Annotated in this window: 18 protein-coding genes; 15 read left to right on the top strand and 3 right to left on the bottom strand. The window is 69.7% G+C overall.

Annotated elements, in window-relative coordinates:
• The first annotated feature begins 2 nt into the window (after positions 1–2).
• The 12 genes from PYS65_RS13335 (at position 3) to PYS65_RS13280 (ending at position 10,018) form a co-directional block, all read left to right on the top strand.
• Positions 3–1,271: a CpaE/TadZ family protein gene (locus PYS65_RS13335; RefSeq protein ID WP_279334182.1), complete on the top strand. Its 1,269-nt coding sequence runs from the start codon at positions 3–5 to the stop codon at positions 1,269–1,271.
• A 1-nt stretch (position 1,272) separates the two neighbouring features.
• Positions 1,273–1,686: a pilus assembly protein gene (locus PYS65_RS13330; RefSeq protein ID WP_279334181.1), complete on the top strand. Its 414-nt coding sequence runs from the start codon at positions 1,273–1,275 to the stop codon at positions 1,684–1,686.
• A 1-nt stretch (position 1,687) separates the two neighbouring features.
• Positions 1,688–2,098: a TadE/TadG family type IV pilus assembly protein gene (locus PYS65_RS13325; protein ID WP_279334180.1), complete on the top strand. Its 411-nt coding sequence runs from the start codon at positions 1,688–1,690 to the stop codon at positions 2,096–2,098.
• A 105-nt stretch (positions 2,099–2,203) separates the two neighbouring features.
• The gene (locus tag PYS65_RS13320) at positions 2,204–3,541 is read left to right on the top strand and encodes a TadA family conjugal transfer-associated ATPase (protein WP_279334179.1); all 1,338 of its coding nucleotides are present in this window, start codon (positions 2,204–2,206) and stop codon (positions 3,539–3,541) included.
• Between the two features lie 10 nt (positions 3,542–3,551).
• A complete protein-coding gene (locus PYS65_RS13315) occupies positions 3,552–4,496 on the top strand; it encodes a type II secretion system F family protein (RefSeq protein WP_279334178.1) in 945 nt (314 codons plus the stop codon).
• Positions 4,497–4,519: 23 nt separating this feature from the next.
• Positions 4,520–5,407 (top strand): DUF5936 domain-containing protein, encoded by an 888-nt coding sequence (locus PYS65_RS13310; RefSeq protein ID WP_279334177.1) that lies wholly within the window; start codon positions 4,520–4,522, stop codon positions 5,405–5,407.
• A gap of 20 nt (positions 5,408–5,427) precedes the next feature.
• Positions 5,428–6,885: a sensor histidine kinase gene (locus PYS65_RS13305; protein WP_423836085.1), complete on the top strand. Its 1,458-nt coding sequence runs from the start codon at positions 5,428–5,430 to the stop codon at positions 6,883–6,885.
• A complete protein-coding gene (locus PYS65_RS13300; protein WP_279334176.1) occupies positions 6,882–7,796 on the top strand; it encodes a response regulator in 915 nt (304 codons plus the stop codon). The genes PYS65_RS13305 and PYS65_RS13300 overlap by 4 nt, the downstream gene beginning before the upstream one ends.
• A gap of 160 nt (positions 7,797–7,956) precedes the next feature.
• Positions 7,957–8,151 carry a Flp family type IVb pilin gene (locus PYS65_RS13295; RefSeq protein ID WP_279334175.1) on the top strand — a complete coding sequence of 65 codons (195 nt, stop codon included), beginning with the start codon at positions 7,957–7,959 and terminating at the stop codon, positions 8,149–8,151.
• Positions 8,148–8,750 (top strand): pilus assembly protein TadG-related protein, encoded by a 603-nt coding sequence (locus PYS65_RS13290; protein ID WP_279334174.1) that lies wholly within the window; start codon positions 8,148–8,150, stop codon positions 8,748–8,750. Before PYS65_RS13295 ends, PYS65_RS13290 begins: the two co-directional genes overlap by 4 nt.
• A gap of 34 nt (positions 8,751–8,784) precedes the next feature.
• Entirely contained in the window at positions 8,785–9,366 is a 582-nt protein-coding gene (locus tag PYS65_RS13285) for a hypothetical protein (RefSeq protein ID WP_279334173.1), read from the top strand.
• An 82-nt stretch (positions 9,367–9,448) separates the two neighbouring features.
• Positions 9,449–10,018, top strand: a complete 570-nt coding sequence (locus PYS65_RS13280; RefSeq protein WP_279334172.1) for an OmpA family protein — start codon at positions 9,449–9,451, stop codon at positions 10,016–10,018.
• A gap of 488 nt (positions 10,019–10,506) precedes the next feature.
• Here the strand turns inward: PYS65_RS13280 and PYS65_RS13275 are convergent, their stop codons facing one another.
• A complete protein-coding gene (locus PYS65_RS13275; RefSeq protein ID WP_279334171.1) occupies positions 10,507–10,698 on the bottom strand; it encodes a hypothetical protein in 192 nt (63 codons plus the stop codon).
• Between the two features lie 12 nt (positions 10,699–10,710).
• Positions 10,711–11,562 carry a helix-turn-helix domain-containing protein gene (locus tag PYS65_RS13270; protein ID WP_279334170.1) on the bottom strand — a complete coding sequence of 284 codons (852 nt, stop codon included), beginning with the start codon at positions 11,560–11,562 and terminating at the stop codon, positions 10,711–10,713.
• A 264-nt stretch (positions 11,563–11,826) separates the two neighbouring features.
• On the opposite strand from PYS65_RS13270, the gene PYS65_RS13265 reads away from it, so the two are divergent.
• Entirely contained in the window at positions 11,827–12,327 is a 501-nt protein-coding gene (locus PYS65_RS13265) for an ATP-binding protein (RefSeq protein ID WP_279334169.1), read from the top strand.
• Here PYS65_RS13265 and PYS65_RS13260 read toward each other — a convergent pair.
• Positions 12,324–12,722 carry a DUF192 domain-containing protein gene (locus tag PYS65_RS13260; RefSeq protein WP_279334168.1) on the bottom strand — a complete coding sequence of 133 codons (399 nt, stop codon included), beginning with the start codon at positions 12,720–12,722 and terminating at the stop codon, positions 12,324–12,326. The genes PYS65_RS13265 and PYS65_RS13260 overlap by 4 nt on opposite strands.
• 993 nt (positions 12,723–13,715) lie before the next feature.
• Here PYS65_RS13260 and PYS65_RS13255 point away from each other — a divergent pair.
• Positions 13,716–14,390: a YeeE/YedE family protein gene (locus tag PYS65_RS13255; RefSeq protein ID WP_279334167.1), complete on the top strand. Its 675-nt coding sequence runs from the start codon at positions 13,716–13,718 to the stop codon at positions 14,388–14,390.
• Complete coding sequence (locus tag PYS65_RS13250) at positions 14,390–14,806, top strand: YeeE/YedE thiosulfate transporter family protein (RefSeq protein WP_279334166.1); 417 nt, start codon at positions 14,390–14,392, stop codon at positions 14,804–14,806. Before PYS65_RS13255 ends, PYS65_RS13250 begins: the two co-directional genes overlap by 1 nt.
• The last annotated feature ends 264 nt before the right edge of the window (positions 14,807–15,070 follow it).

Raw genomic sequence — 15,070 nt, 5'->3', positions numbered from 1 at the left:
GCATGCCCACGAGGATCCTCCCGGCAGTCGGTGACGCGGACGCCGCCCGGTCCGTCACCACCCTGCTCAGCCAGCTCCCGGACGCCGAGCCGGTGCCCCCGGTGGCCGACTCCACCCAGCTCGTCGACACCCTCGCGCGCCTGGCCGCCGAGTCGGTCGACGAGCTGCCCGAGGTCGTGGTCGTGCACGAGCGGATCGGCCCGGTCCCCGCGCTGGAACTGATCCGCGAGGTGGCCCTGCGCTTCCCCGCCGTCGGCGTCATCCTCGTCACCTCCGACGCGAGCCCCGGCCTCTTCCAGGCCGCCATGGACTACGGCGCCCGCGGCTTGGTCGCCCTGCCGCTCAGCTACGAGGAACTCGCCAGCCGCGTCCACGCGGTCGCCCAGTGGTCGTCCGGTGTGCGCCGTCATCTGGGCTCCGGCGGCGACGTGTTCACCGGAGCCGGCGGCACGGTCGTCACCGTCAGCGGTGCCAAGGGCGGGGTGGGCACCACCCTGACGGCGATCCAGCTCGCCCTCGCCGCCCAGGCGTCCGGGCGCAGCACCGCCCTGGTCGACATGGACCTCCAGACCGGCGACGTCGCCTCCTTCCTGGACGTCCAGTTCCGCCGGTCCGTCGTGGACCTCGCGACGATCAGCGACATCTCCCCGCGGGTCCTGGCCGACGCCGTCTTCCGTCACGACACCGGCCTCACCCTGCTCCTCGCCCCCGGCGAGGGCGAACGCGGCGAGGACGTCACCGACCGCGCCGCCCGCCACATCGTCGGCGCCCTGCGCTCCCGCTACGAGGTCGTCGTCATCGACACCGGCGCCCAGCTCGGCGGAGCCGGCGCGGCGGCCGTCGAGACCGCCGACACGGCGCTCCTGGTCACCACCCCCGACGTGGTGTCCGTCCGGGGCGCCAAACGGACGGTACGGATGTGGGACCGGCTGCAGATCCGCAAGGCGGAGGAGACCACGGTCGTCGTCAACCGCCACACCCGGAGTACGGAGATCCAGCCCCCGCTCATCCAGAAGATCACCGGCACCGCGGTCGCGGCCACCGTGATCCCGGCCCACTTCAAGGAACTGCAGGGGGTCGTCGACGCGGGCCGGGTCCACGAACTGGAGAGCAAGAGCACGGTGAAACAGGCCCTGTGGGGCCTGGCCGGAGAACTCGGCCTGGTCAAACCCGCCGAGGGCGCCCACAAGGCCGGACGGCTGCGCGGCGACCGGCTGCGCGGCGACCGGGGAGCCGTGAGCATCCGACGGCGCAAGGACGGAGGGGGATGAGATGAAGAGGGAGGAGAAGCACGCCGATGGGGGCGGGGACCGGAGCGGGGACCGGGGTCAGGTCACCATCGAGTTCCTCGGCATGATCCCGACGATCCTCGTGACGCTGGTGGTGCTGTGGCAACTCGTCCTCGTGGGATACACGTTCACCCTCGCGGGGAATGCTGCGGACGAGGCGGTACGGGCGGCCACCGCCGCGGATCCGGGCGCGCGCCAGGGCGCCTGCCGGGCGGCGGGGCTGGAGAAGCTGCCCGGCGCCTGGGAGGGAGCGGCGACGGTGAACTGCGGGACCGGGGGCGGCTATGTCACCGCCGACGTGACGCTGCGCGTCCCCGTCCTCTTCCCGGGCACCGCCGACTTCCCCTTCGAGGTGAAGGGCCACGCGGGCGCGGTGGAGGAGGAGGTGGGGGACTGAGATGCCGTACGACGACAGGCGGGACGGACTCCGACGCGGCCGGGACCCCCGGCGACATCAGGATCGCGGCCGACGCCGGGATCGCGGCCAGGTGGCGATCGAGTATCTGGGCTTCCTGCCGATCCTCGTCATCGTCGCCATGGCCGGCGTACAGCTCGGCCTCATCGCGTACACCGCGCAGCAGGCCGGTACCGCGGCCCGCGCCGGAGCCCGCAGCGCCTCGCTCGGCCAGAGCACCCAGGGCGCCTGCGCCGTCGCGGTGAGCGGCTGGCTGGCCGGCCGTACCGCCTGCGGGGCGGCGGGAGGCGGCGAGGAGGTCACCGTCACGGCCACGATCGACATTCCGTCGATCGTGCCGGGCTGGGACTTCGGCCAGGCCCGGAAGACGGCCACGATGCCCATGGACCACTGACCGCCGACGACCACCGACCGAGGCACCAGGCACCAGGCAGCAGGAACCAGGCACCAGGCACCAGGCACCAGGCACAACGAATCACGACCGAGGAGCACCGGACTCATGAGCCTGCGGGCACGCATCAACTCCCCCGAGGAGAAGGGAAACCGGGGTGAGGACGGCCATCTGGTCGCCTCCTACCGGGCCAAGCTCCTCGAGGAGATCGACCTCGCGGAGATGAGTTCGCTGGCCGCCGCCGAGCGCCGGGCCAGGCTGGAGCGGGTGCTCGGGCACATCATCAGCCGCGAGGGCCCGGTCCTGTCGACCGTGGAGCGCTCCCAGCTGATCCGCAGGGTCGTCGACGAGGCGCTCGGCCTCGGCATCCTGGAGCCGCTCCTGGAGGACTCCTCCGTCACGGAGATCATGGTCAACGGCCCCGACGCGATCTTCGTCGAGCGCGGCGGACGGGTCGAGCAGCTCCCGATGCGCTTCGCCTCCCACGACCAGCTGATGCAGACCATCGAGCGCATCGTCTCGACGGTCAACCGCCGCGTGGACGAGTCGAATCCGATGGTCGACGCGCGCCTGCCCTCCGGCGAGCGCGTCAACGTCATCATCCCGCCGCTCTCCCTGACCGGCGCCGTCCTCACCATCCGCCGCTTCCCGCGCTCCTTCACCCTGCACGAGCTGATCGGCCTCGGCTCCCTCGACGAGCACATGCTGTACCTGCTGGCGGGCCTGGTGCGGGCACGCTTCAACGTGATCGTGTCGGGCGCGACCGGCACCGGCAAGACGACCCTCCTCAACGCCCTCTCCGGACTGATCCCCGAGGGCGAACGCATCATCACCATCGAGGACTCCGCCGAACTCCAGCTCCAGCAGCCGCACGTCGTGCGCCTGGAGGCCCGCCCGCCGAACGTCGAGGGGAAGGGCCGCATCACCATCCGCGACCTGGTGCGCAACTCGCTGCGCATGCGCCCCGACCGCATCGTCGTCGGTGAGGTCCGCGGCGGCGAGTCCCTCGACATGCTCCAGGCGATGTCCACCGGCCACGACGGCTCCCTCGCCACCGTCCACGCCAACAGCGCGGAGGACGCCCTGATGCGGCTCCAGACCCTGGCCTCCATGGCGGACGTGGAGATCCCCTTCGCCGCGCTGCACGACCAGATCAACAGCGCCGTCGACGTCCTCGTCCAGCTGACCCGCTTCGCCGACGGCGCCCGCCGCATCACCGAGATCGCCCTGCTGGAGAGCCACGGCGGGGAACCGTACCGACTGGCCACCGTCGCCCGCTTCCACGCCCGGCCGATGGCCCCCGACGGCCGCATCCACGGGGCGTACGAGCACCACCCGCTCCCGCGCCGCACCGCCGAACGCCTCTACATGGCGAGTCAGCCCGTCCCGCAGGCCTTCGGTATCGCCCGCTCCCTCGACCAGCTGACCACCCGAGAAGCCAGGTAGGACCGCCGCCATGGAGCTGCAGAACCTGATCACGCTGACCACCGGCATCGCGCTGCTGACCTGCGTCCTCGCGGTCGTCGGCGTACACCTGTACGCCGCGGGCAGGGCACAGCGGCAGGCGCTGGTGGACCGGCTCGCGGCCACCGGCCGGGCCCCGGGCGGCGGACGCGGGCGCCGCTTTCCCACTCTGGACCGCAGGCTGCGCCGCACCGCGTTCGGCAGGAAACTGGAACTGCGGCTGGTGGCGACCGGCCTGAACATCACCCCGGGGGAGTTCGTCGTCTGCATGCTCGCCCTGGTCCTGGGCCTCCACCTCACCGGCCAGGCCGTCCTCGCCCCGTTCTTCGGCCCGCTCGCCGGGATCCTCGGCATCTGGCTGGCGTTCCAGTTCCTCGACTGGCAGCGCCGGAAACGGATCGAGAAGTTCATCAACCAACTCCCCGAACTGGCCCGCATCCTGGCCAACGCCACCCAGGCCGGCCTGGCCCTGCGGACGGCGATCGGCATGGCGGCGGAGGAGCTGGAGGCACCGGCCGGCGAGGAACTGGCCAAGGTCGACAACCAGTTGGCGCTCGGCGCCTCGATGGACGACGCCCTGGGCGAACTCGCCGAGCGGCTCCCCTCCCGCGAACTGGTCGTCCTGGTCACCACGCTGGTGCTGTCCAACCGGGCCGGCGGCCAGGTGGTCGGCGCGCTGCGGAACCTCACCGACACCCTGGAGGAACGCAAGGAGACCCGGCGCGAGGTCCGCACCCAGCTCTCCCAGGTCAGCATGACGTCCTACGCCGTTCCCGTCCTGGGGGTCGGCTCGTTGTTCCTGATGAACGGGGTGAAGGACGGCGCACTGGAGCGCATGACCGGCTCCCCGGTCGGCCAGGGCGCCGTGATCGTCGCCTTCGGCCTCTACGCCATCGGCTTCGTCCTCATCCGCCGCCTGTCCCGCATCGACGTCTGAGGGACGGGAAGGGAACGACTGACATGGGACTCCTGCTCGCACTGGCCATGGCCATCGCCGTCTGGGGCGTCTTCGCCGGCCTCCGCATGTACCGCGCCGAGGCGAAACTCCCCGCCGACCTGGTCCTCGCCCTGGAGGTCGGCGCCACCCGCACCGGCGCGGTGGACTCGCTCGTCGACCGCATGGGTATGCGCTACGCCCCGGCCGTCCTGCGCCTCATGGGCCCCCAGCGGGTCGCCCGGTACCGCCGGAAGATCGACCTGGCGGGCAACCCCGGCGGCCTCACCATCGACCGCTACGCCGCCCGCCGCGCGGTCTACGGCTTCCTCGGCGGCCTCGGCTGCCTGGTCTTCCTCCTGCGCGGGCAGTTCTTCGTCGCGCTGCTGCTGCTCGCCTTCGGCGCGTTCTGGACGGAGGTCGGCATCTGGTCGGCGATCCGGATCCGCCGCGACGTCATCGAGCGGACGCTGCCGGACTTCCTGGACGTCCTCGCCGTCGTCGTCAGCGCGGGCCTCGGCTTCCGCCAGGCCCTGGACCGGGTCGCCACCAGGTACGAGGGCCCGTGGGCGGACGAACTGCGCATCACCCTCCGCCAGATGGACCTCGGCATGAGCCGCCGCGAGGCCTTCGCGGAGCTCCGCCGCCGCAACGACTCCGAGCAGGTCGCCATGTTCGTCACCGCGCTGCAGCAGGGCGAGGAACTGGGCGCCCCCATCGTGGAGACCCTGGTCGCCCTCGCCAAGGACATGCGCCGCACGGACGCGCAGAACGCCCGTCGCAAGGCCGCCCGCGCCGTCCCCAAGGCCACCATGATGATCACCACGTTCATGGTCCCGGCCACGATGATCCTCCTCGGCGCGGGCCTGATCCTGGGCTCCGGCACCGACTTCGGCTCGATCACGGGCGAGTAGGACGGGGACGCGGTGCTGCCATGACGACGACCGGGGAACGTACGGGACGTGCGACGCGCAAGGCGCTGCGGTGCCGCCCGCGGCGGCCCGGGAGCACCGTGCCCCGGGCGGACGCGCCGCACCTTCGGGTGCCGCCCGTGGACGACGGCGGCCGCCCCGCCACGGACCGGGCCGGGGCTGCCGCCGTGCCCGCGCCGGACATCGACATCCAGATCAACGCCCTCCAGGCCCTGTGCCGGCAGGTGTTCGGTTTCCGGCTGGCGATGATCGCGCTGGCCGCCCCCGCCGCCCTCCTCAACGCGGGGCCGGGCTGGGGCACCCGCCTGGTCGGCATCGCCGTGGTGGTCACCTTCATGGCGTCCTACGTCCTGTTCCGGGACTGGGAACGCTTCGGCCCCCTCCTCCTGCGCCACCCCACCCTCCTGGCCGCGGACACCCTCTTCGGCGCCCTGCTCCTCCTCTCCGCGGGCCCCGACAGCCTGCTCGCCTACGTCAGCGTCTGCACCCCGCTCCTCGCCGGCCTGGTCTACGGCTGGCGCGGAGCGGCCGTCTTCGCCTCGCTCCAGGGCCTGATCCTGCTCCTGGTCTACGCGACCCTGGCGGACCCGCGGGCGGGCCTCACGGAGACCCTGTTCCTGCCCGGCACGTGTGTGCTCGCCGGCGCGGTCGGCTCCAGCCTCCGCAACCTCATGCTCCGCTTCGGCACGGCCAGCCGGGCCCTCACGGAGGTCCGGGCCCGGCTGGCCGCCACGGAGGCGGTCAGCGAGGAACGCGCCCGCCTGGCCCGCGAGATGCACGACTCCGTCGCCAAGACCCTGTACGGCGTCGCCCTGGCCGCCGACGGCCTCGCCGCCTCCGCGAGCGCCGGGCACCTGGACGCGGCGCTGGTGCGGCAGCAGGCGGAACTCGTCGCCCGCTCGGCCCGCCGCGCCGCCGCCGAGTCCCGCGAACTCCTGACCGACCTGCGCCGCGAGCCGCACCCGTCCGCCGGCACGGAGCCGGACACGGGCATGGACACGGACACGGACGTACTGGCCGAACTGGCGACGCACACCCGCACCTTCAGCACCCGCACCGGTCTCCCCACGGCCTTCCGCCGAACCGGCGACCACCCGCCCACCGTTCCCCTCGCCATGGCACGCCAGCTGCTCACCATCGTCGAAGAGGCGATGGAGAACGCCCACCGCCACGCGGCGCCGACCCGCGTCGACGTGAGCGCGGGCGTCCACGGCGGCCTGCTCCGCATCAGCGTCCACGACGACGGCAGCGGCCTGCCCCCGGACACGGACCTCGGACAACTCCGCCGGGAGGGCCACTTCGGCCTGGTCGGCATGGTCGAGCGCGCGGCCGCGATCGGCGCCCGCATCCGCATCGGCCGCGGCACCCATCCCCGAGGCACCGAAGTCCGCCTGGAACTCCCCCTGCCGGCCACGGCGCCACCGGCCACCCCTGCGACAGCGAGGACGACACCCCCATGAGCACGCTGCCGAGCCCTGCCCCGAAGGCACCCTCACCCACCGCCCTGCGGATCCTCGTCGCCGACGACAACCCGGTGGTCCGCGCGGGCCTGACCGCACTGCTCTCCGTCCACGAGGAGCTGACGGTCGTGGCCCAGGCGGCAGACGGCGACGCGGCATGCCGGGCCGCCCGGGACCACCACCCCGACGTCATCCTCCTCGACGTCCGCATGCCGGGCACGGACGGCATCACGGCACTCCCGTACCTGGCACGCATCGCCCCGGTCATGATGCTGACGTACAGCGGAGAATCGGAGATCGTCCAGGAGGCACTGCGCAGGGGAGCGGGCGGTTACCTGGTCCACGGCGAGTTCACGGCGGACGAACTGGTCACAGCCGTACGGGACATCGGGCAGGGCCGAGCCCACTTCACCCCCACACCGGCCGGAGCGCTCCTGGCCCAGCTCCGCAAGGCACCCCCGGGTCCACCGTTACCCGACGGCCTGGGAGACGCCCGGAAGGATGCGACTGCATACGCAGATTCCGTAGTCGCGTTGCCGTACACAAAACATCAACCCGCCACACCACCAGGCGAACTGAGACAGATCCAGTCATCTCCCGCCGTCATTTCTTCACAAAACCTTTCGCAACTGCAACCGCGTGTGGGACAGTCGTCGTCCGGGTGGACAAGCGGTCGTCCGGCCGCCCCCGACAGGTCGAGGTTCCAACTGAGCGCAAGGGAGGCGGAGATCATGGACCACATCGCATCCGGGATGAACAACCAGCAGATCGCCGCCACCTGTTTCATCAGCGAGAAGACGGTCAAGAACCACATCAACCGCATCTTCGCGAAGCTCCACAGCACCAGCCGTTCCGAAGCCGCCGCGAAGTGGCTCGGCACGGCCCCGGACTCGACGCGAGGACTGGGGTGACCTGCGGTGACAACAGGGAAGAGGAAGCGGCGGACCGCTAACTGGGCCTGGAAATGGGCCCTGGGGCCCTCTGGCGAACCGGAAAACTCGCCGTACGTTGCTGACATCGACTGCGGCACCCTGAAGCAAGCCGCAACCGCGTCAGCCGGAGGGGAACACCATGAGCAACTGGATCAACACCACGATCACCTACCTCCACTCCCGCACCACCCGCAACGACAGGGGCCAGACGGCGGTGGAGTACCTGGGCATCATCGCGGTGGTGGTGGCAATCGTGCTGGCGATCACGGGGACGGACATCGGGCAGTCGATTTACACGGCGATCACGGCAAAGATCGCAGAAGTGACCGGTTGACGCGGCCCCGTAGGTACGGCGACGCAGGGCAGGCCTTCCCCATCTACATCACGGTGGTAGCGGGTCTGCTCTTTCTCGCGTTCGCGTACTTGGCGGTCGGGCAGGCAGCGGCCCACAGGAACGGTGCTCAGACAGCCGCGGACGCGGCCGCGCTCGCGGCGGCTCAGGACAGGCGTGACCAGCTCACGGGCGCCTGGGTCGAAAACCTCCTGGATCCGACCAAGTGGAAGGCGATCTTCGACGGCGCTGCGGAAGGACTCGACGATTCGTGCTGGCGCGCACAACAACTCGCTGCGCGGAATGATGCAGCCGTCCAGGGGTGCAAGCAGGACGGGTTGCTGGGCTACACCGTCGAGGTCGAGACGACCGACACCGTGGGGGAGTCCATTGTGCCCGGCACCGAGAACATGAAGTCGAAGGAAACAGCCACTGCGGTGATCGATCCTCGCTGTACCTTCGACCCTCTGGCCGAGGATGCTCCCGAGGGCACCCTGCCGCTGCTCACTTGCACGGACGGGAAATGGGAGCTGGATCCGGAAGATCCCGAAGAGCTTCTTCCAAAGCCTGAGGACCTCTTCGATGTCCACCTGTCCGACTGATCAGCGAACGACGATTGAATAGGAAAACAGGGGCGTGAGTATGTGGTTCGCAATGAGGGCCCGCAGGGGGGTGGTCGTGCTGACTCTGGCGACCGGATTGTCTCTAGGGGCTATCGGGTGCAGTGGCGAGGGAGGCGGCGATGAAAAGCCCAACGCTTCGGCATCTTCGCCTGAGGAAGAAGGGGCAGGCCCTAGTGTCCAAGAAGGGAAGTCGGCGGAGCCGTTGGCCGAGTTGAAGGGCCCGTCTGGTCTGCTGCTCAAGATCACCGCGGCGCAGCGGGACTCAGGTGGATTCCTGACTGTGAGCGGTGACTTGAAGAACGATGCGAGTGAGGTGTCCGTTGTCCCTGCGCAGGTAAGCGGCAATGAGACAGAGATCATCAGGAATGGAAGGTCTCTTGGTGGTGCCACCCTGGTGGACTCCAAGGGAAAGAAGCGCTACTACGTGTTGCGGGACACGGACGGACGTCCGCTCACGACGACCAATTTTCCCAATCTGAAGCCAGGCGATTCTTTGCCCGTCTTCATGCAATTCCCCGCACCGCCTGCGGAGACGACCGAGTTGACGTTCCAGCTGCCCATGTTCTCTGCTGGTGTCATCGAGATCACCGGGTGATGCTCGAATGACCACGTCTCGAATCTCACGTTCCGTGACGGGAAAGCGGTTTGTCACGACGGCCTTTGTGGTCCTGCTTGCCATGAGTGTCAATGATGTGGCTGCGTATCCCGACGACGGTCCCAGCGTCCCCCCGGGCACCGAGGCCACCGCCTCCGCCCCGGTCGAGCTTGACCCCAACGATCCCGACCTGAAGCTCCCCGACGGTGCCACCCTCGCCGAACCGAAGGTGCTCGACATCAAGCAGGTCGTCGAGGAGCAGAGCGGTGACGAGCGACGGGAGGACACCAACACGGAGGTGACGTTCGCGCTGCAGGCCGAGGTGCTGTTCGGCAAGGACAGCGCGAAGCTCAGCGCGCAGGCGAAGTCCCGTATCGGCACGATCGCCGAAGAGATCAAGAAGCAGAACGCCACGAAGATCCGCGTCTTCGGCTTCACGGACAACCTGGGCTCCTCGGCCCACGGCGACGTCCTGTCCCGTAAACGCGCGAACGCCGTGCACACCGTCCTGGGCCAGGAGCTGAACGACCCCGGCGTCACCTACGAGGTGCGCGGCTACGGCGAGCAGTACCCGATCGCCGACAACTCCACCGAGGCCGGCCGCAAGAAGAACCGCAGGGTCGAGATCTCCTTCCCCCGCACGGAGAGCTGACGACCCGAGACCCAGCTGGAACACCACCCCCCGGGCCCTGCTCGGGGGCAGCTCGGATGGTGTTCTGCCGGGGGCGCAGGGGATCTCCGCGGCCCCGGGGCTGCGGAGCCGGAGACGGGTGCCTTGCCGAAAACCGTGAGCAGTCGGTGGGCATGTGTCACTTAAGCGCTCAGATGAGCGGTATCAGGACAGTAGCGGCCGAAGTGCTCACGACTTCGGGACGGTGTGTCCTCCCCGCGCGTGGGGGAGTGTCCCGGCAGCACCCATGTCGAGGCCGCCGCCCCACCGAGCGGTCGCGGAACGTCGCCCGCCGGGCAGCACGACCGGCCCCGACCTGCGACACCACCTTCAGATCCCGTGCGCCACCCGCAAGGACACCATCGCAGCTCGGACTCGAAGGCCGGCCTTTCCAGCGGTACCGCACCCCTACTCGTGCGGGATCTGACGGGCATCGGACGCCCCTCTTCGATGATTCGCCGCCTTACGGCTCACAGCAGGTGGTCCGCCTTGCCTGCCTTGATTTCCAGGATGAGGTTGCGGAGGGCTTCCCGGGTGTCGGTGAGGGGCTGGTCCTCCTGGCCGGCGACGGCGATGTAGGCGTTGCCCTCGCTGTCGGTGCCTATGCGGAAACAGTTGTTTCCCTCCGCGCAGTACGGCTCTTCCCAGCTGATGGCAGCCATGGCGGCGACTCCTCAGAGTTGGCGGATGATGGAGTGGATGAGGTCTCGGGAGCCCTGCGGATCCAGTGATCTGTCGTGCCACCAGTCCATGTGGGCACGGTACTTGGTGAGCTGCGCATCGGCGTGTGTGAACTCGCCACCATGAGCGGAGTCCAACTGCACGGTGTCCAACTGGGGAACCACGCCGTGGGCGTACAGAACCGCGTGTCCCGCTCCCGGGAAAGCGCCTGCGTCAACAGGAAGCACGCGCACGTCGACGTTGCTGCGTTCCGAGATGTCGCACAGGTGCTCCAACTGCTCCCGCATGGTTCGTCGTCCGCCGAACTGCATACGCAGAGCGGACTCGTGCACGTAGGCCACGTATTCGACCGCGGTTTCCTGCTCCAGGACCTTCTGACGCTGCATGCGCAGTGCCACCCGCAGCTCGACCTCTGATCTGGGCAGCGGCGGCAGAGCGGAGTCGAAAACGGCCCGAGCGTACCCGCTCAACTGCAGCAGCCCGGGAACATGCACGGTTTGCAGGCTGTGCAGCCGTGTGGCGAACCACTCCAATTCCGCGACGTCCAGCAGGCCCTGTGGGAGCTGGCCCCGATAGTGCTCCCACCAGCCGCGCTTGCGTTGCTCGCACATCGCGACCAGCGCGTTGATGTACCCCTCGTCGTCACATGCGTAATTGCAGGCGAGCGTGCGGATGCGGTCGGCCGAGAAAGGCCGGATGCCCGACTCCATGTTGGACAAGCGGGTCCGGTCGATGCCGAGCAGGCCTGCGGCGTACTCGGTGGTGACGCCGGCAGCCAGCCGCATCTTGCGCAATTCGACACCAAGCCGCTTCTGCCGCTCCGTCGGCGTGCTCCTGGTCGCCATGCCGCCCCTTCTCCAGGTGTGTCGGCCTCAGTCTGCCGCCGAACGACACCCAAGGTCCAACTGAAGGGGGGTAATTAGCGATTTGTTTGGACACGGTGACCCCTCATCTCCTACATTCAGTGATGGATCACGCACGATCCGTGCGGTCCGGAAGTGCATCACGCGAGCCCACCCGTGCCCTCCTGCCCTGGGAGGGGTGTGTCCGCGTCAGGGAGACAAGCCACCGGACGGAGCCGAACCAACCGTCCTTTCCAGGGAGTTGCCATGCACAAATCCACATCCCTCTGCCCGGTCGAGGCCACCGCCGACCGACCGACCGCCCCGCCGTCTCCCGACGCCCTCGCCTACAGCTTCACGCTCCCCGCCGCGCCGCAGAGCCCCGCGATCGCCCGTGCCGCGACCCGGACGATCCTGCGGGCCCACGGCCTGGCCGACGTCATGGACGCGGCGGTCCAGGTGGTCGGTGAACTGGCCGCGTGCTCATGCCGGTTGGCGCCCGCCGCCGAGGTGTACCTCTCCCTCCGCTACCGGGACGGCACCCTCCGCGTGGTCCTCTACGACGCCCACCCCCGCCACACGCACCCCCGACTGGCCGCGGCCTGCGACGCACGTCGACGAGCCGCACTGCGGGTACTCGCCTGCGTGGTCAAGGCGTGCTCCGGTGACTGGGGCTTCGGGGACGCGAGGGAACCGGGCGGAGGAACCCGTATGTGGGCGGTGCTCCCCAGGGCGGGGGCGCGGGCGTACGCGGCCGGGGAGCCCTAGAGGCGCCCGCCGTCACCACCCCCGCCGGCGTCCGGCGACACCGTCACCTGCACTCCGGCGCGCAACCCCCACCCCGCCATCGCCCCCGCCTCGGCCTCGACGACGTGCCGCGCCCGGACCCTCGGCAGCCCGAGCCGCCCCGGCGGCATGGTGCGCACGGCGATGACGCAAAGACGCCGGTCGAGGTAGGCGACGTCGATGGGCATGCGCATACGGAAGGTGTGGATGCTGTTGGCGGGGGAGAGGAGCAGCGCGCCGTCGAGGGCATCCCGCCCCAACAGTCCCTTGGTGCGCGCCCGATAGGAGCCGGCGATCTCCAGCGGCACGCGTACGGCAGGCCGGTCGTCGTCGCCGGGGACGACCAACTCCCCACGCCCGTCATGCCAGCGCGCCATCACCGACCCACCCCGCCCCTTCGCTCCACCACCGAACGATCAACCGTCCGCACCGAACCTATTCCCGCCAGGCCTCGGAAGTCAGCTCCTGAGCACGTGCGGGACGGGGGGACGGCCGGGGCCGCCCCGGCGGTCACGATGGCCGACTGAGACATTCACACATGCGCCATAAATGACTTCAGTGTTTGCAGCCTCTCCATAAGTGGCCGAATTTCTTCGACGGGAGTGCGATTGTCGGGCCGAATAGTGATCCAAATGACCTCGCCGATGCCCCCGAATGTCCGGACAAGAGAGAGGGGCGAGAGTATTGGTCGCTTCGCGCAACTGGCCGTGTGCTGTCAACTGGTCTGCGGGAAAAGCTTCCTGAAGTTGCCCATGATGCCGGAACAGTGGTTGCATCGCGCCTGAACGTGGCGACGGAAAGTCGAAGTATGGCGCTGCGCCTGCATTCTTGATTCTTTGAGATCGTCGACCGAGCGCAGCCAGGACAAACACCGAGAACGGCAACCGCCCACCCCGAACGGGCGCTGCGTGCCGGTCAGGAGGGAGCGACGTGAGTTGCTCGCACGCCGCAGGATGTCCCCTGTTCCCGCTCCTCAGGGCGAGCTTGCAGGGTTGGCGCGACTACTACTGCGACAGCGTGGGCGAGTGGCACGACTGTGCGCGCTACCAGTTGGCACTCACCGGCGAGCCCGTGCCCATCAGCCTGCTGCCCAATGGAGCCCGTGCACGGCATCTCGAACCCGTGGCCGACGCGAACGAGCCCGGCATGACGACCCCGAGCCAGGCCCCCCGGCACACCCCGCCGACGGCTCCGGGGAGCGTGCCCCCGTTCGAACCGGTACCCCCGTCGGCCTCCGCCCTGCATGACCAACCGTCACCACGCGCACGGACGCCCCACCCACCGGAGCACGTCGTTCGGCACACGCGGAGAGCCACCCGCCCGAAGCGCGGCTGGTGGGCCCGGTTCGCCGACTGGATGAGAGGCCCCGCATGAGCACCTACTGGCCCTGGTGGGCAGGCGCTGCCGGACTTGCTCTGGTCACCATCACCTACACCCTCCTCACCGACCGGTCCTTCGGGGTGTCGTCGGCGTGGGACCGCGTGTTGCACTGGCGCAGCGAACGCCGCATCGAGCGGATGGACGAGGAGTTCGCCGACGATCGAGCTCTCGCCGACGCGCTCGCCGCAGCCACCGCGGAGCACTTCGGTACCCGCCCCGGTTCCGGTTCCGGCTCCGGCGTGACCACCTCGCCGCCGGTCGCGTACGGGAAGCCGCAGCCGCTCGAGTCGGACAGCGAGCCGACGCCGAGTGAGAGCCCGTCGGCCGCGAGCCTGCGTCCGGTCCCGCTGGTCACCCAGGCCGCCCTGCTGGTGTCGATTTTCCTCGGCGGACTGATTGCCGCGGTCGCCTCCGGACGGTTCCAGCTCCGCTTCGACATGGGCCCGGGTTTCAAGGACCTGGTCACCGCCGACCCGGCTGCCATGATCGGCCTGCTGTTCCTGGGCGGCGTGCTGGTCGGCTTCGGCACCCGACTGGCCGGCGGGTGCAGCTCCGGCCACGGACTCAGCGGCTGCGGCCGTCTGCGCCCGGTCAGCATCGTGGCGACCGCTGTCTTCTTCGGCACCGCCGTCGCGGTGTCGTTCCTCCTGTGGAAGGTGATCTGATGCGCACCCGGGGCACGATCCTGCTGGCCAACATCATCACCGGACTGGCCCTCGGCTTCACCGTCACCAACATCGGCTTCGGTGACTACGCCGAGCTGAACCGCATGTTCACCTTCCAGGACCTGCGCATGTTCTTCTCCTTCGCGGGCGCCGTCGGGATCATCGTGTGCGTGTTCGCTCTGCTGCGGGTCCGCCGCACCCCGGGGCGCATCCACGCCGGTGTGATCCCCGGCGCGGTGTTGTTCGGTACGGGCTGGGCGATCTCGGGTGGCTGCCCGGCGATCCCGATCGTCCAGGTCGCCAGCGGATACCTGCCCGCCCTGGTCACCCTCGTCGGCGTCGCCGTCGGTATCGGGCTGTGCCGCTGGGCCAACGCCCGGTACTTCCACCTCGACCGCGGCTCCTGCGGACTGTGACCCAGGGCTCCGGCCGACACCGTGTGGTTCGGTTGTGGGCCGTCGGCCGGACTGTGTTCACGTTGCCGACATTCGCGTGGGCAAAGCTGCGCGGGAGGAGAGCGCGCAGTGGAGGGGACTGCGCGGCCCCTCCCTCACCTTCAGCGTCTCCAGCACCTTCGGCGCCGTCCACTCCTCCGTCCCGCCGCTCCGTCATGGAGGCGGGGTCAAGTGGGCGTTCCCGGTGGGGTCACCCGTGGGAGGGACGGCCGGAAGGGTGGGTGT

It is taken from the genome of Streptomyces cathayae, from assembly GCF_029760955.1.
In the GTDB taxonomy this organism is placed as follows: Bacteria; Actinomycetota; Actinomycetes; order Streptomycetales; family Streptomycetaceae; genus Streptomyces; species Streptomyces cathayae.
This window is presented reverse-complemented; position numbering and strand designations above follow the sequence as displayed.